The organism is Mesorhizobium ciceri biovar biserrulae WSM1271 (genome assembly GCF_000185905.1).
GTDB lineage: Bacteria > Pseudomonadota > Alphaproteobacteria > Rhizobiales > Rhizobiaceae > Mesorhizobium > Mesorhizobium ciceri.
In genome coordinates this window covers 3,746,588-3,764,777 of record NC_014923.1, presented here as the reverse complement: position 1 = coordinate 3,764,777, position 18,190 = coordinate 3,746,588, and the positions used below count along the sequence as shown (strand labels likewise).

The following is an 18,190-nucleotide window of genomic DNA, read 5'->3' as shown; positions in this document are numbered from 1 at the left end:
CATTCGTCTCCCACCGTTCTCAGGCCGCGCTTCCGCGCCGCCTCCCCTGATCGCCAAACCGGCTTCAGGGATTTCGGATCAGCCCTTTTCGACCTGCCCGAATTCCAGATCGACAGGCACGGCGCGCCCGAAGATCGAAACTTCCACCTTGAGCCGCGCCCGCTCCTCGTCCACTTCCTGGACGAAACCGTTGAACGACGCGAAGGGACCATCCGAAACGCGGATCGCTTCGCCGATCTCGAACGTGACCGAGGGCTTGGGCCGCTCGACGCCTTCCTGCACCTGGTTCAGGATGCGCTGCGCTTCCGCCTCGGTGATCGGCACCGGCTTGGAGTCACCCAGGAAGCCGGTGACCTTCGGCGTGTTCTTGACCAGCGAAAACACGGCATCGGTCAGATTGGCCTTCAGCAGCACATAGCCCGGGAAGAACTTGCGCTCGGCATCGACCTTGCGGCCGCGGCGAACTTCGACGACCTTCTCGGTCGGAACCACGATCTGGTGGATGTCGGCAGACAGGCCCTTCTGCTTGGCCTTGTTCTCGATATCCTCGGCGACCTTCTTTTCAAAGTTCGAATAGGCGTGGACGATGTACCAGCGCGCGGTCATTTCAAGACTTCTCCGTAATCGCCGGACTTAGCGTCCGATGCCCAGAATCTGTTCGACCGCGAGGCCCATGAGCTGATCAGCGGTGAAGAAAAAGATCATCGCGATCACTGCGAAGGCCAGAACCATCACCGTCGAGATCATCGTTTCGCGCCGCGACGGCCAAGTCACCTTGGCGGTCTCCGCGCGAACCTGCTGGAGAAAGACGAAAGGATTTGTGGTTTTCGAAGCCATATGCCGCTCTGTCTTCAAGACCCGTTGGCCGGGTCTCCTGGATGATCCCGCTGGCCGGGACGTGCCGCCTGAGCGAATTTCGCGCCGAATCAGCGCAATCATTTCGCCCATGCAGATCAGACGCGTAAAGCCGGTTTCCCAGCTCCACGCGTCGCGTGTCTGTTTCGTCTACATAAAACCGATTCTTGATCCACGCAAGTGGCAAGTCTCCGCTTTATGACCAAACACCGCCTCGGAACCATCCAGTCGTTCCGTCCCGGCTATGGCGCTCTTATGCCCCAATCGACCCTATATGGCAAGCGGGTCGCCGATTTTCAAAGGTCGGACCATGGAAATATCGTTTTGAACGCCATTCCGAAACGGCGAGACATTGGGTTGAATGCCATTCAGGGAATGGCACGGGCAGCAGGGCTCGAACCTACGACCTGCGGTTTTGGAGACCGCCGCTCTACCAACTGAGCTATGCCCGTACGTGCGCATGTCGGCGCAGCAGGCGCTTCCTAAAAGCTTCCGCACGCTCTGTAAAGAGCGGTTTGCATGCAAACACGCCTTAACCTCTGCGCCAGAAATCGGGATAGTCGACAACCAGCCCGTTGCGGTCGATTTCAAGTTCCCGCCTGAAGTCGCTGGCGCGCGATTCATAGAGATATCGCCTGCCCTCTTCGAGGCATGTGTAGCGTTGCGGGTTGGCGACGACCGTGAGGGCGGGGAAGTCGATGAAGGCAGTGGTTATCTCGGCACTCTGCCCGGCGGAAAGCTGCAATCGCCGGATCGGCAGAGTGTTGGTGAACGGCGTGATGGTCAGGTCGGGATCGAAAATGCCGTCGAGCTCCGGCATCGGCAGGCCGTCCCTGGTCCAGCGACCATCGCCATCGGCGGCAAGAACAAGCGTGCGGCCGCTACCGATCATATCGACAACGACACGCCTGGCGTGCCAGCCGACATCGCAAGCGATGCGGTAACGGACGGCAAAAGGCGTTTGCCCGGAGCAGACTGCGACAGAGTCGGCCGAGACCTCCCCTGCCCGCTCCTGCAGCACCAAATGTTCGAGACCCGGTCCGTCCCACTCGCGCCAACGTATGATCTTCACATCTTCCGGCATCAGCCCAACACCTCCATGGCGAACTGGACGCTAGTTTGTACCCGGTGGCTGATAGGGGCCGCCCGGCACACCCCAGCCCCAGGCCGGCATCGGTTCCGTCTGCGGATCGCAGGTTTCGCCGAGATTGGAGTTCATCTTGGCCAGGCGCGATCCCCATTCGACATAGCCCATGAAGGCCGAACGGAATTCCGGATCGTCAGGCAGGCCGACCGCGTCGGCGGCATCGGCCAGGAGGCTGATCCAGCGGCGGCGCTGCTCCTCGGTGAGATGCTTGCCCAGATGGTGCATGACCATCTCGCGGTGGCCGCCGAACTGCTCGCTGTAGGTCTTCGGTCCGCCGAAAACCTCGCCGATGAAGGCCGCGACATGGGCGGGGTGATCCGGCGACATGGTCTTGAACACCGGCCCGACGATCGGGTCCTGCGCCACCTTGTCATAGAAGGTCTGGGTGAGCCGGTTCAAAGCCTCGCTGCCGCCGGCCCATTCGTAGAGTGTCGGGATATCCTGGCCCATTCTCGATCCTCCGCCTGCCTGAAGCCGCCAGCAGCGACGATAGCGGAAAAATCGAAAGCGGCTCAACCTGCCTCGATGGCCAGTTTCGGGCTCCGTCGCCCACTACAATTTGGCCGGCGCGTCAGCCTCGGCATTGGCGGAAGGCCGGATCCGGCAATTCTCGGGTCTTGGCACCGCCTCGCAAATGGTGGCGCCGGTCAGCGCGTCGACCGATTGCAGGCTCGTCGTCAGGCCAACCTTCAGCATCATGTCGGGTTCCAGCCGGCGCTCGACCGAGCGCCGCTCGATCGCCGCGAACAGGGCGGAACTGATCGCCAGCTCCTCCAGGTAGGCCTTGACCATCAGCTTTTGCCCCATCGGGTAGAGGCTAAGTCGCGCCTGGGGACCGACAAGCCGCCTGATGCCGCCGGCAAGCATGAACGCGCAGGCCGAATCGCACTCCACGCCCGCATCGATGCTCAGCCCGGCATAGGCGCCCTCCTTGGCCAGGCAATTCCACGCTCCTGGGTCACAGCCGACGAAATCGGTGCGGCCAACGGCGACGTCGAGCTTCTTTTCATGGATAAGCCGTCCCGCCGCCAGGGCGCTGAACAGGTCGCCTCCCTTCGAGCTGATCACGACAGGCAGTTGCCGTTTGCCGAGCGTGGCGAGCAGCTGGCGCAGCTTCTGCAGGGTCTGGGGGGTGATCGCGCCTTCCGCCGAGATCCATTCCGGGCAGTCTGGATTGCAGAGCGGATTGGTGCCGCGAACGACAACGAAGCGCATGTCTTCATCGCGCCGCGCCGCCTCGGGTTCGATCGCTGGCGGAGTAGGCCTGGCCGCGGTCGCCATCAGGCCATCAGGCTTGTTCCCCGGCACCTCCCGGCAATTCGTGGCCAGGCGGCCGGGTTCGCACAGGCTCGCCGCGGTCAACAGGCCCACGGCGTCCGTGCTGGTGACCAGCTTCATCGCCAGCATGTCATCGAGGGCGATCTGGTGGATTTCGCTGGCCGGAGTGCCCTTCATCGTTTCGAGCATGCTTTGTTCGATGCCCATCTGGTCCAGGTAGGCCGCCAGCTTTTTCTCCACCGACTTGCTCATTTCGTAGGTCTTGTAGCTGCCGGCGTTCTTGCGGCTGACGATCTTCGTGTTGAGGATCTTCTTCTTGCCCCCGACGATCCGGTAGGTGGTCCGGTATTGCAATTTCGTGCGGATGTAGGTCGTGGTGATCTGATGGACGCCGAGATAGGCCCATTCGCCGGCCACTCGCCTGATACCGCCGGCAAACATCAGAGGACAGGCGGAATTGCACATGGCGCCATAGTCGATGACATCGCCGAAGTAGCGGGCGTCACGGTCCTGGCACCCCTTCGCGTCGGGCTGGCAGCTGGAAAACACCGTCTTGCCGATGGCGATATCGAGCTTGTTCTTGCGGATCAGCCGGCCAAGCGTCAGCGCCGCCTCGACATTGCCGCCGGGAGAATCCACGACAACAGGCAGTTTCCGCCCGCCAAGCGTCTTCAGCATGCGTTTGAAGAGCGCCGGAGTTCCGGCTTCTATGGAGCCCTCGGCCGATATCCATTCCGGACAGATCGGCTCGCACCCCGCTGCGTTGCTGCGGACAATGCCGAACCGCATCGTCGGCCCAAGATCCGGCGCCGCATCCGCCGCGAAGGCTGCCGGGCCTGTGGCAAGCAGCGCAATCAGCCAGGTCAGAGCCAGCGGCCACAATGCCCGACGATGAAAATACCGCCTTGGAACCATTTGGAAAAAGCCCCTTGATGCAACCTATACTAGACGAGGTCCAGAGCCTTGCAACAGGCTTCGGCCGACGGGGCGGCAGCCGATAGCCCGGCAAACGAAAAGGGCGGCCCGAAGACCGCCCTTTCTTGTCGATCCGGCGAATGCCGGGCTCGGTTATTCCTTGATGGTGACGACGATGCCGGCACCGACGGTGCGGCCGCCTTCACGGATAGCGAAGCGCAGCTTCTCTTCCATGGCGATCGGCACGATCAGCTCGACATCGACCGTGATGTTGTCGCCCGGCATCACCATCTCGGTGCCTTCCGGCAGCGACACGATGCCGGTCACGTCGGTCGTGCGGAAGTAGAACTGCGGACGGTAGTTGGTGAAGAACGGCGTGTGACGGCCACCTTCGTCCTTGGTCAGGATGTAGGCTTCGGCCACGAACTTCTTGTGCGGCTTCACCGTGCCCGGCTTGGCCAGAACCTGGCCGCGCTCGACACCTTCACGATCAACGCCGCGCAGCAGCGCGCCGATGTTGTCGCCGGCCTGGCCCTGATCGAGCAGCTTGCGGAACATTTCCACGCCCGTGCAGGTCGTCTTGGTCGTCGGACGGATGCCGATGATTTCCAGCTCCTCGCCGACCTTGACCACGCCGCGCTCGACGCGGCCGGTCACGACCGTGCCGCGGCCCGAGATCGAGAACACGTCTTCGATCGGCATCAGGAACGGCTTGTCGAGCGGACGAACCGGCGTCGGGATGTAGGCATCGACCGCAGCCATCAGCTCGCGGATCGCGTCTTCACCGATCTTCTTGTCCGAGTCTTCGAGAGCAGCCAGAGCCGAACCCTTGACGATCGGAATGTCGTCGCCGGGGAATTCGTTCTTGGTCAGAAGCTCGCGAACCTCGAGCTCGACCAGTTCGAGCAGCTCGGCGTCGTCGACCTGGTCGACCTTGTTCAGGAACACCACGATCGACGGCACGCCGACCTGACGGGCCAGCAGGATGTGCTCGCGGGTCTGCGGCATCGGGCCGTCGGCAGCCGACACGACCAGGATCGCGCCGTCCATCTGCGCGGCGCCGGTGATCATGTTCTTCACATAGTCGGCGTGGCCGGGGCAGTCGACGTGAGCGTAATGGCGGTTGGCCGTCTCGTATTCGACGTGAGCCGTCGAGATCGTGATGCCGCGCGCCTTCTCTTCAGGGGCAGCGTCGATCTGGTCGTAGCGCTTGTATTCGCCAAAATACTTGGTGATCGCCGCCGTCAGCGACGTCTTGCCATGGTCGACGTGGCCAATCGTGCCGATGTTCACGTGAGGCTTGTTACGCTCGAATTTACCTTTTGCCATTGTCTCTTTCCTTGGACGGCCCGGATCTTCAGTTCGGTCGAAGACCTTCAGTTCAGTCGAATGCGGGGCGATTAGCGACAAAGGCCAAAAAACACAAGCGTCTTTTGGCCGGGTGCCGTCTCACTCAGTCCGAACCATCGATCCGATTGCGGGGATGTGGCGCTGATATAGGAAGGCTCCGGGCAAAATGAAGGGGTAGCGGGCCGACCGATCGAGGCCGCGAAAGCGCCGGCTTGCTTGCCCGGCCCTGTCTGAATCATGGCCAGGCCATGGACCATTGCCGCCGCCATCCGCCTCTGATCTTGTGGCCGGATGCATTTCATCACTGTCTCTATCCGCGGCCCGCTGTTCATGATCGTCTCGACGGGGTCGTATCTCGTCAACGATACAATGATGAAGCTCGCGACGGCGGGCCTGCCGTCTTATGAGGTGCTGTTTCTGCGGGGTGCCGCGGCGGCCCTCTGGGGCTTCCCGCTGCTGTTCGCGCTGGGCTACGGCAAGCAGATCCCGCTGATCTTCGACAAGCGCGTCCTGAGCCGGAACGTGCTCGAGCTGGCGGCGATCCTTTGCTATGTGGTCGCGCTCGCCAACATGCAGATCGCCGATTCCACCGCGCTCGGCCAGATCACGCCGCTCTTGATGCTGGTTGGCTCCTCGATCCTGTTTGGCGAGCGGATCGGCGGCCGGCGCATGGCGCTGATCGGGCTCGGCTTCGTCGGCGCGCTGATGGTGGCGCAGCCGACCATGCAAGGCATTTCGGTCTATGCCCTGCTGGCGCTCGGCAACGCAGCCCTTGCAGCGGCGCGCGACCTAGCCGGCCGGCGGGTCTCGGCCGAGGTGCCGGGAATGATCGTGGCGATTTCCGCCGTCGTGGTGGTGCTGATCGGCGCCGGCGCCGCGCATCTTGTTTCCGAGCGCTGGGTCATGCCCGGGGCGCATCACCTGCTGCTGATGGCAGGTGCTGGATTTTTCCTGATCTTCGGCCACTTCTTCATCTTCATGGCCTATCGCGTCGGACCGACCAGCGCCGTGGCGCCGTTCTACTATTGCTTCACCGTCTGGGCGGTCATTTCGGGCCTGCTGGTGTTCGGGCAATTCCCCAACACACTGGCGATCTGTGGCATCCTGCTGGTCGTCGGCAGCGGGCTGACCATCGTGTCGCTGGATCGGCGCCAGCGCCGGTTGGCCGTCGTCGCCTAGCCTGGTTTCATTGCGGGAACGCCGATCTTTGTTTTCGCCGCCCCGATGCCATAGGCAAGCCACAGCCGGGCACACCGGCCTGAAGCCGGCCTTGCCTTCAGAAACTCGAAACCTCAGACGATCCGCAGGCGCCTAAAGCGTCCGCCTTGCGCTGAACTGATGGTAGGCCCACAGAACAACCACCGCCCCGATGACGGCAACGATCAGGCTGTAGATGTTGAGACCGGTGACGCCAGATGCGCCGAAGGCACTGAAGATCAGCCCGCCGACAATGGCGCCGACGATGCCCAGCACGATATCCATTATGACACCCTGGCCGGTCTTGTTGACGATCTTGCTGCCTATGAAGCCGGCGACCACGCCGAGAATGATCCAGCTGATGATACCCATTTTTTCCTCTCCATCCCCTCGCCAGCCGAACATTTTCATATGATTGTCAAAACCTCAAGCCAGCTTGAAATTCCGCCCGAATGCTTCATTGTTGAGGAGGGGTCGGGCCTTGGTCGCTATGGAGGATCCACGATGGGACTTTTTGACAACGCCGTTCCCGGCGGCAACATCACCAAACCTCTGATGATCGCACTCGGCGCATTGCTGGTCGGCAAGATGCTGAGCGGCAGAAGTGCCGAAGAACCGGAACAGTCTCCCGCGCCCGCTCCGACCGCCCCCGTCCCGACGGAAACCACATCCGCCGACGGTGGCCTGCTGGGCGGCCTGGGCGGACTGCTCGAAAAGCTCCGGGACGCCGGTCACGGCAACACCGCGGACTCCTGGGTCGGAACCGGCCAGAACCAGTCGATCAACGCCAACGATCTTGGCGCCGCGATCGGACCGCAGATCATCCGCGAGATCGCGCAACGGACCGGACTGGACGAGCAGGAACTGCTCAAGCAACTGTCCACCGCCCTGCCCGGCATCGTCGACAAGCTGACGCCGAACGGCCAGGTGCCGCAGCAGCACCAGGTCGCATCCGCGTTCAACAGCTGACGCGGCGCAGCCACGACAATTGGAGCGCTGCGCTTCGTGCGCAGTGCTTCGGCTTGCCGGTGATGGGATGAGTGTCTGGAGCGGGTAGCGGGAATCGAACCCGCATATTCAGCTTGGAAGGCTGCTGCTCTACCACTGAGCTATACCCGCGCCTTACCTGAAGTACCGGATTCATCCGAAAAGCGCCATGCACTTTTCGGTCCGATTCTTGTCGCGTTTCAGGGCTTCCGGGCCGGCAGTGGTGGAGAGGGTTGGATTCGAACCAACGTAAGCTAAGCTAACGGATTTACAGTCCGTCCCCTTTAACCACTCGGGCACCTCTCCAGTCTGCCGCCGGAGCCATGCAACGAGGCATTCGCGCCGATCCGGACCCGAGTTATGTGTTCTCCGAAACCAGCGCAGCGCCTTATGGCGGCAAGGCCATTGGGTGTCAACCGCGCAGCCAGCGTTTTTCGATGTTGTTCGCCGGCTGTGACGGCGGGCCATATCCTTGGCCGGAGGACACCGCTATAGAAGCCAGCCATGAGCGATAAAACCAACACCCCCAAAGACACCCATTACGCCAAGCTGCGCCGCGCCTATCGCGACGAGAAAAGCGGCGGCGCGCCGGCGTTCCGGCCTCGACAGCCGGTTCCGCCGGGCGAAAATGCCGCGGACGGACTGGTGCGGCTCTACGGCCTGCACACGGTTCGCGCCGCACTCGACAATCCGCGCCGCAAGATCAGGAAGATGCTGGTGACGCGCAATGCGGCCGAGCGCCTCGAAATCGCCGATCTCGCCGCCCTGCCCTTCAAGACGGAACTGGTCGAACCCAGGGATATCGACAAGATCACAGGGTCGGATGCCGTGCATCAGGGTGTGCTGATCGAGGCCGAGCCGCTTAAAGCCAAGCGGCTCGATGCGCTTGGTGACGCGAAGCTGGTGCTGGTGCTCGACCAGATCACCGACCCGCACAATGTCGGCGCCATCCTGCGCTCGGCGGTCGCCTTCGGCGCCGGCGCGCTGATCACCACCGCCCGCCACAGCCCGCAGGAATCGGGCGTGCTGGCGAAATCCGCCTCCGGCGCGCTGGAGCACATCGACCAGATCGAGGTGAAGAACCTCGCCGAAGCGCTCGGCCAGCTGCACGAGGCCGGCTTTCGCACCATGGGACTTGATTCGGACGCGCCGGCCGAACTCGAAAAGAGCTTTGCCGGAGAAAAGATCGCCCTGGTGCTGGGCGCCGAAGGCAAAGGCCTGCGCCAGAAGACCCGCGAGACGGTGACCACGCTGGCGCGGCTCGACATGCCCGGCGCCATCCATTCGCTCAACGTATCGAATGCCGCAGCGATCAGCCTTTACGTGGCACGGGCATTTTTGAAGCGCGGCTAAGCCAAAAAACCATCTCGACGAGAAACGGGTCCCGACAGACGCCGGAACCCGTTCTTCGATGGGCCAGGAGTTGGCGGCTTGGGAACGTTGCGCCGCCCTCTCCTGACCTATGCCGCTTTGCCCTGGGTGCCGGCTGCCTCGCTGCCGACCTCGAAATCGGCCATCCTCTCAAGCGCCCTGACCAGTGCCGAATGGTCCTCCTTGGCGCCGCCATTGGCCGCGCAGGCGTTGAACAGCTGCTGCGTGGTGGACGTGTTGGGCAGCGACACGCCGAGCGCTTTCGCGCCCTCCAGCGCGAGGTTCAGATCCTTCTGGTGCAGTTCGATCCGAAAACCCGGCGCGAAGGTGCGCTTGACCATGCGCTCGCCATGCACTTCCAGGATGCGCGAGGCCGCCAGACCGCCCATCAGCGCCTGCCTGACCTTGGCCGGATCCGCGCCGGCTTTCGAAGCAAAAACAAGCGCTTCGGCGACGGCTTCAATGGTCAGCGCGACGACGATCTGGTTGGCCACCTTGGTGGTCTGGCCAACGCCGTTGGGCCCGACCAGGGTGATGTTCTTGCCCATCTTCTCGAACACGGGCTTGGCGCGCTCGAAGGGTTTCTCCTCGCCGCCGACCATGATGGTGAGCGACGCCGCCTTGGCGCCAACCTCGCCGCCCGAGACCGGTGCATCGAGATAGTCGCAGCCTAGATTGTTGATTTTCCCAGCAAAAATCTTGGTCTCGATCGGTGAGATCGAGCTCATGTCGATGACCAGCTTGCCTTTGGTCAGGCCGGACGCGACGCCATTCTCGCCGAACAGCACATCGGCGACCTGCGGTGTGTCGGGCACCATCAGAATGATGATGTCGGCGGCCTTCGCCACGGCAGCATGGCCGGTGACTGACGTTAGGCCCTTGGCGACGAGATCGGCTGAGAGTTTCGATCGATGGTCGCTGGCTATGACCCTGTAGCCCGCGTCCAACAGGTGCCCCGCCATCGGTGCGCCCATGATGCCGAGGCCGATGAAGCCGATGGTTTCCATTTTGGTTCTCCAGTTGCTTGTGTGAAACGCCCCCTCATCCGGCCGCTAGCGCGGCCATCTTCCCCCGAGGGGACAAGAGAATGCCGACGTTGGTGCCTGTCTCTTCTCCCCACCGGGGAGAAGGTGGCCCGAAGGGCCGGATGAGGGGGCGCGGCGTTGGCTAGGCCGCAGCACTTCCCTGCCCGGCTAATGCTTGAAACCACCCCAGCCCAGCCTCCGTCCCGGCCTTCGGCTTGTATTCCGCCCCGATCCACCCCGAATAGCCGATGCGGTCGATGTGCTCGTACAGGAAGGGAAAATTGATCTCGCCCGTCCCCGGCTCGTGACGGCCTGGATTGTCCGCAAGCTGGATATGCGCGATGCGGTCGAGGTTTGCCTCGATGGTACGGGCGAGATCCCCCTCCATGATCTGCATGTGATAGATGTCGTATTGCAGGAACAGGTTCTTCGACCCGACACGGTCGATAAGCGCCAGCGCCTGGTCGGAATAGTTGAGAAAGAAGCCCGGGATATCGCGCGTGTTGATCGGCTCGATCAGCAGCCTGATGCCGGCCTGCTCCAGCTTTTCCGCCGCGAAGGCGAGGTTTTCGGCAAAGACGTCCTCCAGCACCTTGCGGTCGGCGCCGGCGGGCGCGATGCCGGCCAGGCAATTGACCTGCTGGCAGCCGAGCGCCTGCGCGTAGGTGATCGCCTTGGCGATGCCCTGGCGGAATTCCGGCACGCGGTCCGGCAGCACGGCAATGCCGCGCTCGCCCTTGCCCCAGTCGCCGGCCGGCAGGTTGAACAGCACCTGGGTCAGGCCGTTCTTCTTCAGCCGGGCGGCGACGGCATCGGGCGCATGGTCATAGGGGCCGATATATTCGACGCCCTTGAAGCCGGCGCGGGCGGCGGCATCGAAACGGTCGAGGAACTCATGCTCGCCAAAGAGCATCGAAAGATTGGCTGAAAAACGCGGCATTCTTTTTCTCCTTTTCTCCGCCAAGCCTAATCCAGCATGACGATCGACGTCGGCGCATCTTCGTGGCTCTCGGCAAGCTCCTCGAATTCGGTGATCTTGTCGATCTCGGTGCCCATCGAGATGTTGGTGACGCGTTCGAGGATGAATTCGAGGACAACCGGAATCCGGTGTTCTTTCATCAACCGCTGCGCCTCCTTGAAGGCACCGGCGAACTCTTCCGGCTTGCGCACCCTGACCGCCTTGCAGCCCATGGCCTCGGCGACGGCAACATGGTCGACGCCGTAGCCGGCCTCGGGATCGCCTGCCCGGTTGATGTTCTCGAAGGCAAGGTCGACCTCGAAGTCCATCGAGAAACCCCGCTGCGCCTGGCGGATCAGGCCGAGATAGGCGTTGTTCACCACGACATGGAGATAGGGCAGCTTGTGCTGGGCGCCGACCGCCAGTTCCTCGATCATGAACTGGAAATCATAGTCGCCCGACAGCGCCACGATGGTCCGGTCGGGATCGGCGGCGCGCACGCCAAGGGCAGCCGGCAAGGTCCAGCCGAGCGGGCCGGCCTGGCCGCAATTGATCCAGTTGCGCGGCTTGTAGACATGCAGAAACTGCGCGCCGGCGATCTGCGACAGGCCGATCGTGGTGACGTAGGTGACGTCGCGGCCGAACGCCTTGTTCATCTCCTCATAGACACGCTGCGGCTTCAGCGGCACCTGGTCGAAATGCGTCTTGCGCTTCATCGTCTTCTTGCGCGCCTGGCATTCCCTCGCCCAGCCGGACCAGTCGCGCAGTCTGCCTGCCGTCTTCCACTCGGTGGCGACGTCGAGCAGCATCTTCAGCGCAGCACCAGCATCCGAAACGACGCCGAGATCCGGCGCGAAGACGCGGCCGATCTGCGTCGGCTCGATGTCGACATGGATGAATTTTTTGCCCTTGGTATAGACATCGACGGAGCCGGTGTGACGGTTGGCCCAGCGGTTGCCGATGCCGAAGACGAAATCGGCTTCCAGCATCGTCGCATTGCCATAGCGGTGCGAGGTCTGCAGCCCGCACATGCCGGCCATCAGCCGGTGGTCGTCGGGGATCGCGCCCCAGCCCATCAAGGTCGGGACGACCGGCACGCCTGAAATCTCGGCGAATTCGATCAGCAAATCCGACGCGTCGGCGTTTATGATGCCGCCGCCGGCGACGATCAGCGGCTTTTCGGCGGCGTTGAGCATCGTCAACGCCTTTTCGGCCTGGGCGCGCGTCATGGCCGGCTTGAACGGCGTCAACGGCTCATAGGCATCGATGTCGAATTCGATCTCGGCCAGCTGGACGTCGACCGGCAGGTCGATCAGCACCGGACCCGGCCGCGACGAGCGCATCAGGTGAAAGGCCTTCTGCAGCGCCATGGGGACGAGATAGGGCTCCATGACCGTGACCGCCCATTTGGCGACCGGCGCGGCAATGGCTGATATGTCGACGGCCTGGAAATCCTCCTTGTTCAGCCGCGCCCGGGGCGCCTGGCCGGTGATGCACAGGATCGGAATGGAATCCGCGGCGGCCGAATAGAGCCCGGTGATCATGTCGGTGCCGGCCGGACCCGAAGTGCCGATGCACAGGCCGATATTGCCTGCCTTGGCCCGGGTAAAGCCTTCCGCCATGTGCGAGGCGCCCTCGACGTGACGGGCAAGCACGTGGCGGATCGTTCCCCTCGCCTTCAGCGCCGAATAGAACGGATTGATCGCCGCGCCCGGCACGCCGAAAGCGCAGGAAATGCCTTCCTTTTCGAGAACGAGAACCGCGGCATCGACAGCGCGCATCCTGGCCATTTTCCAGCCCTCCACGGGTTTGTCATTGTTGGATTGGCTGAGGATGCCAGCACGCCGGCTATTTTTCAATTTTTTCAGAATATTTTTTCATTTATAGAAAACGACGGCTATACGATGATTTTGTTGGATTTTCCGTTTTCCAGCAATTCGGCCGGCGATATCAGTGAAAAACTTTTTCATTGTGCATTTGGCGAAATCGGTCGAGAATGACGCCATGGAAACCACGGAAAAACGCCAGCGCGGCCGGCCGCGCGCTTTCAATGGGCCCTCGGAGGCCAGTTCGGTGCAGTCGCTCGATCGGGCGCTGCGGATCCTGGCCATTGTCGCGGAAGGCAGCGGCCTGTCGCTAAGCGAAATATCGGCGCAGAGCGGGCTTGCCGCCTCCACCGCCTACCGCATGCTGACGACGCTGCAAAACCACGGAATGGTCGAATTCGACACATCAGACCAGCTGTGGTCGATCGGCGTCGAGACCTACCGCATGGGCGCGGCCTTCCTGCGCCGCCGCAAGCTGGTCGACCGCGCGCGTGTCGTCATGCAGGAGCTGATGGAGAGAACCGGCGAGACCGCCAATCTCGGCGTCGCCGAGGACGATTGCGTGGTCTTCGTCAGCCAGGTCGAGACGCATCAGGCGATCCGCGCCTTCTTCCGGCCGGGCACGCGCAGCCCCTTCCATGCGTCCGGCATCGGCAAGGCGGTACTGGCGCATCTCGAGCCGGAGCGCGTCGGAACCATGCTGCGCAAGGCAGGCCTGCAGCGCTTCACCGACAGGACGCTGTCCGACATTTCGGCGCTTGCCCACGATCTGGCGCGGATCAAGCTGCGCGGCTGGTCGGTCGACGACGAGGAGCGGCACCCCGGCATGCGTTGCGTGGCAGCCGCCATCTTCAACGAATTCGGCGAGCCGATCGGCGGCGTTTCCGTGTCGGGGCCGACGGTGCGGGTGACGCCGGAGCGGCTGGCCGAGATCGGCCCGCTGGTGCGCGATGCGGCAGCCGAGGTGACCAGGATGATCGGCGGCGTGCGAACCGGCTGATCAGCCCGCCCCGGGCAGCGCGCTCCTGGTCGCGATATCGAAGAAATCGAGAAGGATGGCCATGCCGACGCCGCAGGCGGTGAATATCAGGCCGGCCATGAAGATGCGGTTGGCGCGTTCATAGATGCGCCGCTGCAGACATTTCGTGTCGAGCAGCAGCGAGAGCGCCCGCATCTGCAAGGCAATGCCGGCCAGGATCGGCAGGACGGCGACAAGATGGTAGGTCTGCCACGGGATCGGGTTGGCGGCCCAATGGGTGATGAAGCCCAGCGAAAACGCCAGCAGGATGCCGACGGTGGTGACGGTGCCGTTGCGGAAAACCGTTTCGACCAGGTCTTCCCTGGGGTCCTGCTCGTCCAAGGGTCTCTCCCCGCGTTTCGCGGTCCAGGATAGACGCTCGGAAAATCTCTGTACACTGTCCGATCTGTCGCCGGACCAATCCCTTCAGTTCTGCGCTGAAGCGGCCGATGGAGCACGCACCGCTACCATCCAGACAACAGAAGAGGGGCTCGCATGGGCCCCTCTGTTGCTGAACGGGTCCTCCCCTCAGAGACGGCAATAGTGGCGGTATCCGTCGTGGCCGAGATAGGTATCGGAGTCCGCGTCGTAGCTGGCATAGCGATCGTAGCAGCGGCGGACATGCCACGAGCCACCGCCTTCGTCGACATAGACGGTGCGCGGCTGGGCGAGCAGGCTGCCGAGGACGAAGCCGCCGACGCCGGCAGCAATGCCGATGCCGATTTCGCGGTTGTGGTGATGGCTGTGGGCGGCCGAAGGCTGCACGGTGCCGGCCAGCGTGGCGGCGGCGACGGCGGTGGCGATAAGGCCGGAAACGAGTGTGTTCTTGAACATGACGATCTCCTTGCTTCGTTGACCGAGGCGATCCATCCGCCTCTTGATCATCTGTCGTCGCAGCCAGGAAAAAGGTTCGAACTTTTTTTGATTTTTCTGAGATCCGGGAAATCGGATGGACCGAGGTCCACGCTGACGGCGACTGGAAGAGGTTGGAGAGGACGTTGATGCGGCCAATCTCCCCCATTTGCTGGGGCTACGCCATGCACATACCCGCTATGACTGGGGTGACTGATCGGCCCGAGGCCCGATTGCCGCGTGGGTCCCCCAATCCGTCGCTGCTTCGCAGCGCCACCTTCCCCCCTCCGGAGGGAAAGGAAAGGAGCGTTGGTGGGCGAGCGTTGGCTCGGCGAAGCCGAGACGGAGCGGGACCAGCGCCGCATAGGCAATGCATGCGCCAAGCTGCCATGCACTCTATCGCCAAAGACCAGTTGCTTGGAAATGTGTGCATGCCGTAGCTTGCGGGGATCAGCAGCTTTGCCGCCCGACTTCACAAGGTGATCGCCGAACGCAAAAAGGGCGGCCGAAGCCGCCCTCTTGGGGAATTGGGTCCCTCCATCAAAGGAAAATGATCACCCTGCCGTGCCTGTGGTGATGGTTGTGGTGGTGGTTGTAGTGCTTCCACCAGAACTTCTTGAAGTGCTTCTTGTGATGGTTGTGGTGGTGATGATGATGGCCATGCATGCCGTGGGCTGACGACGTGCCGACAGTGCCGGCGAGCGCGCCGGTGGCGACGAAGATGGCGACGAGGCCCGAGGTAAGAGTGCGCTTGAACATGATGATCTCCTGGATCTTTTGATCGAGGCGACCCATTCGCCTCTGACCATCAGTCGGCGCGGCGCAGCAAAAGGTTCGAAAGGTTGAGGAGATTTTTTGTGGGACGCCGTTGACGCCAGCGCGGCGACGGCAAGGACACCAATGACCCGTCGCCCCCTATTCCCCTATTCCCCTATTCCCCTATTCCCCTATTCCCCTATTCCCCTATTCCCCTATTCCCCTATTCCCCTATTCCCCTATTCCCTCACCCCATCCCCGTGACATGGCGCAGCCAGAACGCCAGCGCGATGAAGCCGATGATGGTGGTGACGCCGGTCCAGTCGACATTGGCCTTCTTCACGTCGCTGATGATCTTCACCAGCAGCATCCAGGCCACGAAGATGATCGGAAGAATGATGACAAATCTGATCATGCGACACCCCTGCTCGAAGCGATTGCACCCTTCCCTAGATGTAGGAAGCAATCCGGCGGTTTTCAGGATGCCCTCGCCGACGGCCCATGCGGCATGCCGGGAAAAAACGGAGTTTTGTCTTTACTGGCGCAACAAATATGCTAACCGGAGCGCCGTGCCCTTGTAGCTCAGCTGGTAGAGCAGCGGTTTTGTAAACCGAAGGTCGGCGGTTCGATTCCGTCCGGGGGCACCAGCACAATGCAAAAACCATAACATTTTCAAAAGCTTAGAAAACAAGGTTCGGGTTCGATCCACCGCTTATCCACCTGGAATTTTTCATTTGCCAACGCGAGTATCCGCCCCAGAGCATCACCGTATCCGGATCATCCTCTTCGTCCTCCTCCGGCTCGTAAGGTTCCGGCGCCACCAGCAAATCGATTCGCCTAAGGTCAGTCCCTCCCATTGGCGCATCGAGCGAGAGCGTTTTGAAGGTGTCATATTTGTGGATAGTGTGCTTGGTGCTAGGTTGCCAAATATTCAGCCTGGCTCAGATTTGGGAATATTGGGGGGACGTCACTTTGATCCGCATTTTGGTCGCACTCGCCGCCGCAATTTGCTTCGCGTCTTCGGCGGCTTCGGCAGGACAGGACAATATCCACTTCCTGGTCGGGATGCCCGATGCCAAGTTAAATTTGGCCGCTAAAATGGCAGGTAACCTCAACGGCGTTATGCAAAGGTGCCGGCTGAGGCCTACAGAAGATGGAAAAGCTATCATTGCTGTCCCTGTGCTTTTGTACGAGGGGATTAGAAAAACACCTGACGCCTAATCCTCCTAAGTTCCGGAAGGCCATTCGCACCTATGAAAGAGCTTACGCCATGGCGGTCCAGAGAGCGGGAAATTGCCAGGCTGAGAAGGCCAAATACCCGGGACTTTACCGATAGATGGCTGAGAAGGGACCCGGACATTGGGCGAGTCACCGCCCTGCGCGCCGCCGCCTAACTATGGCGTCGACGGCATCCTTCCTGATTGCTGCGGATTGAGCCGTCCGGTATACCCATCGGCATTCTTCGCGAACACAGCTGCAAGCCTGATCCGTGCGGCAGCGGCTTCATTGAAGATCAGAACGGCACCCTTCCACGCTCAGCACTTGAATTTCTCGATAATGCCCGCATCGAAGCCTGACGCGGAAGTATTGAGCTCTTCGAGGGATGCCTGCTTGCACCGGCCATCCCGATACCTATTTCGCCGAATTCAGGCGCAGCAACTTAGCCTACGGGTGTGACTTCCTAGCTATATACAAAGTTGCAGGCTCATCGATATAAGGCGATTGGCGATTTTGATGGGGATTTCATGAAAGCTTTTTTGCTCGCTTCATTCGTTGCGCTTTCCGCGGCTCCGGCCATGGCTGCCGATATGACGATCGCTCCTGTCGATACCCCTGAATGGACCTGGCAAGGGCCATACGCCGGCGTGTTCGGTGCCGGAACGTTGGAACACTACAAGATCTATGGACCGGGCGCCCAGGCTGGCGCAACGCATAATGTCGGCTCGGCAACGGTCGGCGGCTTTGCAGGCTATAACCTCCAATCCGGCAAGATTGTCTATGGCGTCGAAGGCGAGCTTGGCTACCGCTTCAAGAAGAACACCTTCGACGATATTCCAGGCCCAGGCGTCCTTGACGCCTCCACAGGTTTGTTCGGATCCGTAAAGGGTCGCGTTGGCATGGACATGGGAGCCTACATGCCGTTCGTCACGGCTGGTGTAACCGCTGCAAAGCTGAAGACATTCTACCCGGGTGGAAACGCTGAGCGGGATGCCACCTTGGTCGGTGGTGTTGTTGGAGCAGGCATCGACGTCGCGCTCACACACAACGTGTTCTTGCGCGGCGAATACGACTTCTCCTTCTTCGGCAAGAAGTCGCTTGAATATTGTGGCGGCGGATGCACGCTGGAACACACGCTTCAGACGCACGATTTCCGCGTCGGCATCGCGATGAAGTTCTAACTGTTCAGCGCGTCTCCGACTTTGACGCCCTCCGCGGGAATGGCAAGACCAAGGTCCAGCTTGTGAATGGCATTCCGCGGGCGCAATGTCGCCGCGAACCCGACGGCTAGGGGCCTGGATCGCAAATAGTTTGCCGTTCAGGCCCTTCGTTCGTTCGGGACCATGCCCATCTGCGCGCCATCCCTTCGTACCAAACCGTACGTTGAATCCTTCTTGGGTCACGCGTGACAAGAGAGTAAATAAATCCTTTCGCAGG

At 61.7% G+C, this 18,190-nt stretch carries 19 protein-coding genes and 4 tRNA genes; 6 read left to right on the top strand and 17 right to left on the bottom strand.

Annotated elements, in window-relative coordinates:
* Positions 1–78 precede the first annotated feature (78 nt).
* From nusG to tuf, 7 genes are all read right to left on the bottom strand, one after another.
* On the bottom strand, positions 79–606 hold the full coding sequence (nusG, locus tag MESCI_RS18195; protein WP_013531409.1) for a transcription termination/antitermination protein NusG: 528 nt from the start codon (positions 604–606) through the stop codon (positions 79–81).
* Positions 607–633: 27 nt separating this feature from the next.
* Entirely contained in the window at positions 634–837 is a 204-nt protein-coding gene (secE, locus tag MESCI_RS18190; protein WP_013531408.1) for a preprotein translocase subunit SecE, read from the bottom strand.
* A gap of 394 nt (positions 838–1,231) precedes the next feature.
* A tRNA-Trp gene (locus MESCI_RS18185) sits at positions 1,232–1,307 on the bottom strand.
* Between the two features lie 80 nt (positions 1,308–1,387).
* The gene (locus MESCI_RS18180) at positions 1,388–1,939 is read right to left on the bottom strand and encodes a putative glycolipid-binding domain-containing protein (RefSeq protein ID WP_013531407.1); all 552 of its coding nucleotides are present in this window, start codon (positions 1,937–1,939) and stop codon (positions 1,388–1,390) included.
* 30 nt (positions 1,940–1,969) lie between these two features.
* A complete protein-coding gene (locus tag MESCI_RS18175) occupies positions 1,970–2,452 on the bottom strand; it encodes a group II truncated hemoglobin (RefSeq protein WP_013531406.1) in 483 nt (160 codons plus the stop codon).
* A gap of 102 nt (positions 2,453–2,554) precedes the next feature.
* Positions 2,555–4,195, bottom strand: coding sequence for a COG3904 family protein (locus MESCI_RS18170; protein ID WP_013531405.1), 1,641 nt, complete (start codon positions 4,193–4,195; stop codon positions 2,555–2,557).
* A gap of 153 nt (positions 4,196–4,348) precedes the next feature.
* The gene (gene tuf, locus MESCI_RS18165) at positions 4,349–5,524 is read right to left on the bottom strand and encodes an elongation factor Tu (protein WP_013531404.1); all 1,176 of its coding nucleotides are present in this window, start codon (positions 5,522–5,524) and stop codon (positions 4,349–4,351) included.
* A 312-nt stretch (positions 5,525–5,836) separates the two neighbouring features.
* Here tuf and MESCI_RS18160 point away from each other — a divergent pair, with 312 nt between their 5' ends.
* The gene (locus MESCI_RS18160; RefSeq protein WP_013531403.1) at positions 5,837–6,724 is read left to right on the top strand and encodes a DMT family transporter; all 888 of its coding nucleotides are present in this window, start codon (positions 5,837–5,839) and stop codon (positions 6,722–6,724) included.
* 132 nt (positions 6,725–6,856) lie between these two features.
* Here MESCI_RS18160 and MESCI_RS18155 read toward each other — a convergent pair whose 3' ends face one another.
* Positions 6,857–7,114, bottom strand: coding sequence for a GlsB/YeaQ/YmgE family stress response membrane protein (locus tag MESCI_RS18155; RefSeq protein ID WP_013531402.1), 258 nt, complete (start codon positions 7,112–7,114; stop codon positions 6,857–6,859).
* Positions 7,115–7,246: 132 nt separating this feature from the next.
* On the opposite strand from MESCI_RS18155, the gene MESCI_RS18150 reads away from it, so the two are divergent.
* Positions 7,247–7,711, top strand: a complete 465-nt coding sequence (locus MESCI_RS18150; protein ID WP_013531401.1) for a YidB family protein — start codon at positions 7,247–7,249, stop codon at positions 7,709–7,711.
* Positions 7,712–7,787: 76 nt separating this feature from the next.
* Here MESCI_RS18150 and MESCI_RS18145 read toward each other — a convergent pair.
* A tRNA-Gly gene (locus MESCI_RS18145) sits at positions 7,788–7,861 on the bottom strand.
* An 89-nt stretch (positions 7,862–7,950) separates the two neighbouring features.
* Positions 7,951–8,035, bottom strand: a tRNA-Tyr gene (locus MESCI_RS18140).
* Between the two features lie 198 nt (positions 8,036–8,233).
* Here MESCI_RS18140 and rlmB point away from each other — a divergent pair.
* The gene (gene rlmB, locus MESCI_RS18135) at positions 8,234–9,082 is read left to right on the top strand and encodes a 23S rRNA (guanosine(2251)-2'-O)-methyltransferase RlmB (protein ID WP_013531400.1); all 849 of its coding nucleotides are present in this window, start codon (positions 8,234–8,236) and stop codon (positions 9,080–9,082) included.
* A 107-nt stretch (positions 9,083–9,189) separates the two neighbouring features.
* On the opposite strand, the gene MESCI_RS18130 is transcribed toward rlmB, so the two are convergent.
* The 3 genes from MESCI_RS18130 to gcl all read right to left on the bottom strand — a co-directional run bounded on the left by MESCI_RS18130 (position 9,190) and on the right by gcl (position 12,873).
* A complete protein-coding gene (locus MESCI_RS18130) occupies positions 9,190–10,107 on the bottom strand; it encodes a 2-hydroxy-3-oxopropionate reductase (RefSeq protein ID WP_013531399.1) in 918 nt (305 codons plus the stop codon).
* Positions 10,108–10,267: 160 nt separating this feature from the next.
* Positions 10,268–11,065, bottom strand: a complete 798-nt coding sequence (gene hyi, locus MESCI_RS18125; RefSeq protein ID WP_013531398.1) for a hydroxypyruvate isomerase — start codon at positions 11,063–11,065, stop codon at positions 10,268–10,270.
* 26 nt (positions 11,066–11,091) lie between these two features.
* Positions 11,092–12,873: a glyoxylate carboligase gene (gcl, locus tag MESCI_RS18120; RefSeq protein WP_013531397.1), complete on the bottom strand. Its 1,782-nt coding sequence runs from the start codon at positions 12,871–12,873 to the stop codon at positions 11,092–11,094.
* 214 nt (positions 12,874–13,087) lie between these two features.
* Here gcl and bhcR point away from each other — a divergent pair, with 214 nt between their 5' ends.
* Entirely contained in the window at positions 13,088–13,909 is an 822-nt protein-coding gene (gene bhcR, locus MESCI_RS18115) for an HTH-type transcriptional regulator BhcR (protein ID WP_013531396.1), read from the top strand.
* Here bhcR and MESCI_RS18110 read toward each other — a convergent pair whose 3' ends face one another.
* From MESCI_RS18110 to MESCI_RS32270, 4 genes are all read right to left on the bottom strand, one after another.
* Positions 13,910–14,269, bottom strand: a complete 360-nt coding sequence (locus MESCI_RS18110) for a hypothetical protein (RefSeq protein ID WP_013531395.1) — start codon at positions 14,267–14,269, stop codon at positions 13,910–13,912.
* 186 nt (positions 14,270–14,455) lie between these two features.
* The gene (locus tag MESCI_RS18105; RefSeq protein WP_013531394.1) at positions 14,456–14,761 is read right to left on the bottom strand and encodes a BA14K family protein; all 306 of its coding nucleotides are present in this window, start codon (positions 14,759–14,761) and stop codon (positions 14,456–14,458) included.
* Between the two features lie 558 nt (positions 14,762–15,319).
* Positions 15,320–15,538, bottom strand: coding sequence for a hypothetical protein (locus MESCI_RS18100; RefSeq protein ID WP_013531393.1), 219 nt, complete (start codon positions 15,536–15,538; stop codon positions 15,320–15,322).
* 244 nt (positions 15,539–15,782) lie between these two features.
* The gene (locus MESCI_RS32270) at positions 15,783–15,950 is read right to left on the bottom strand and encodes a hypothetical protein (protein WP_013531392.1); all 168 of its coding nucleotides are present in this window, start codon (positions 15,948–15,950) and stop codon (positions 15,783–15,785) included.
* Positions 15,951–16,106: 156 nt separating this feature from the next.
* Between MESCI_RS32270 and MESCI_RS18095 the strand changes: the two genes are divergently transcribed.
* Together MESCI_RS18095 and MESCI_RS18090 are read left to right on the top strand one after the other, a co-directional pair.
* Positions 16,107–16,182 (top strand) — tRNA-Thr (locus MESCI_RS18095).
* Between the two features lie 1,098 nt (positions 16,183–17,280).
* Positions 17,281–17,934 carry an outer membrane protein gene (locus tag MESCI_RS18090; RefSeq protein WP_013531390.1) on the top strand — a complete coding sequence of 218 codons (654 nt, stop codon included), beginning with the start codon at positions 17,281–17,283 and terminating at the stop codon, positions 17,932–17,934.
* Positions 17,935–18,190: the final 256 nt, after the last annotated feature.

Bases quoted from the DNA above. Each gene is read 5' to 3' on its own strand.
- MESCI_RS18090 (WP_013531390.1), top strand. From the start codon at position 17,281: ATGAAAGCTTTTTTGCTCGCTTCATTCGTTGCGCTTTCCGCGGCTCCG.
- MESCI_RS18150 (WP_013531401.1), top strand. From the start codon at position 7,247: ATGGGACTTTTTGACAACGCCGTTCCCGGCGGCAACATCACCAAACCT.
- MESCI_RS18160 (WP_013531403.1), top strand. From the start codon at position 5,837: ATGCATTTCATCACTGTCTCTATCCGCGGCCCGCTGTTCATGATCGTC.
- bhcR (WP_013531396.1), top strand. From the start codon at position 13,088: ATGGAAACCACGGAAAAACGCCAGCGCGGCCGGCCGCGCGCTTTCAAT.
- MESCI_RS18100 (WP_013531393.1), bottom strand. From the start codon at position 15,538: ATGTTCAAGCGCACTCTTACCTCGGGCCTCGTCGCCATCTTCGTCGCC.
- MESCI_RS18175 (WP_013531406.1), bottom strand. From the start codon at position 2,452: ATGGGCCAGGATATCCCGACACTCTACGAATGGGCCGGCGGCAGCGAG.
- hyi (WP_013531398.1), bottom strand. From the start codon at position 11,065: ATGCCGCGTTTTTCAGCCAATCTTTCGATGCTCTTTGGCGAGCATGAG.
- gcl (WP_013531397.1), bottom strand. From the start codon at position 12,873: ATGGCCAGGATGCGCGCTGTCGATGCCGCGGTTCTCGTTCTCGAAAAG.
- MESCI_RS18105 (WP_013531394.1), bottom strand. From the start codon at position 14,761: ATGTTCAAGAACACACTCGTTTCCGGCCTTATCGCCACCGCCGTCGCC.
- MESCI_RS18170 (WP_013531405.1), bottom strand. From the start codon at position 4,195: ATGGTTCCAAGGCGGTATTTTCATCGTCGGGCATTGTGGCCGCTGGCT.
- tuf (WP_013531404.1), bottom strand. From the start codon at position 5,524: ATGGCAAAAGGTAAATTCGAGCGTAACAAGCCTCACGTGAACATCGGC.
- MESCI_RS18130 (WP_013531399.1), bottom strand. From the start codon at position 10,107: ATGGAAACCATCGGCTTCATCGGCCTCGGCATCATGGGCGCACCGATG.
- MESCI_RS18180 (WP_013531407.1), bottom strand. From the start codon at position 1,939: ATGCCGGAAGATGTGAAGATCATACGTTGGCGCGAGTGGGACGGACCG.
- rlmB (WP_013531400.1), top strand. From the start codon at position 8,234: ATGAGCGATAAAACCAACACCCCCAAAGACACCCATTACGCCAAGCTG.
- MESCI_RS18155 (WP_013531402.1), bottom strand. From the start codon at position 7,114: ATGGGTATCATCAGCTGGATCATTCTCGGCGTGGTCGCCGGCTTCATA.
- secE (WP_013531408.1), bottom strand. From the start codon at position 837: ATGGCTTCGAAAACCACAAATCCTTTCGTCTTTCTCCAGCAGGTTCGC.
- nusG (WP_013531409.1), bottom strand. From the start codon at position 606: ATGACCGCGCGCTGGTACATCGTCCACGCCTATTCGAACTTTGAAAAG.
- MESCI_RS32270 (WP_013531392.1), bottom strand. From the start codon at position 15,950: ATGATCAGATTTGTCATCATTCTTCCGATCATCTTCGTGGCCTGGATG.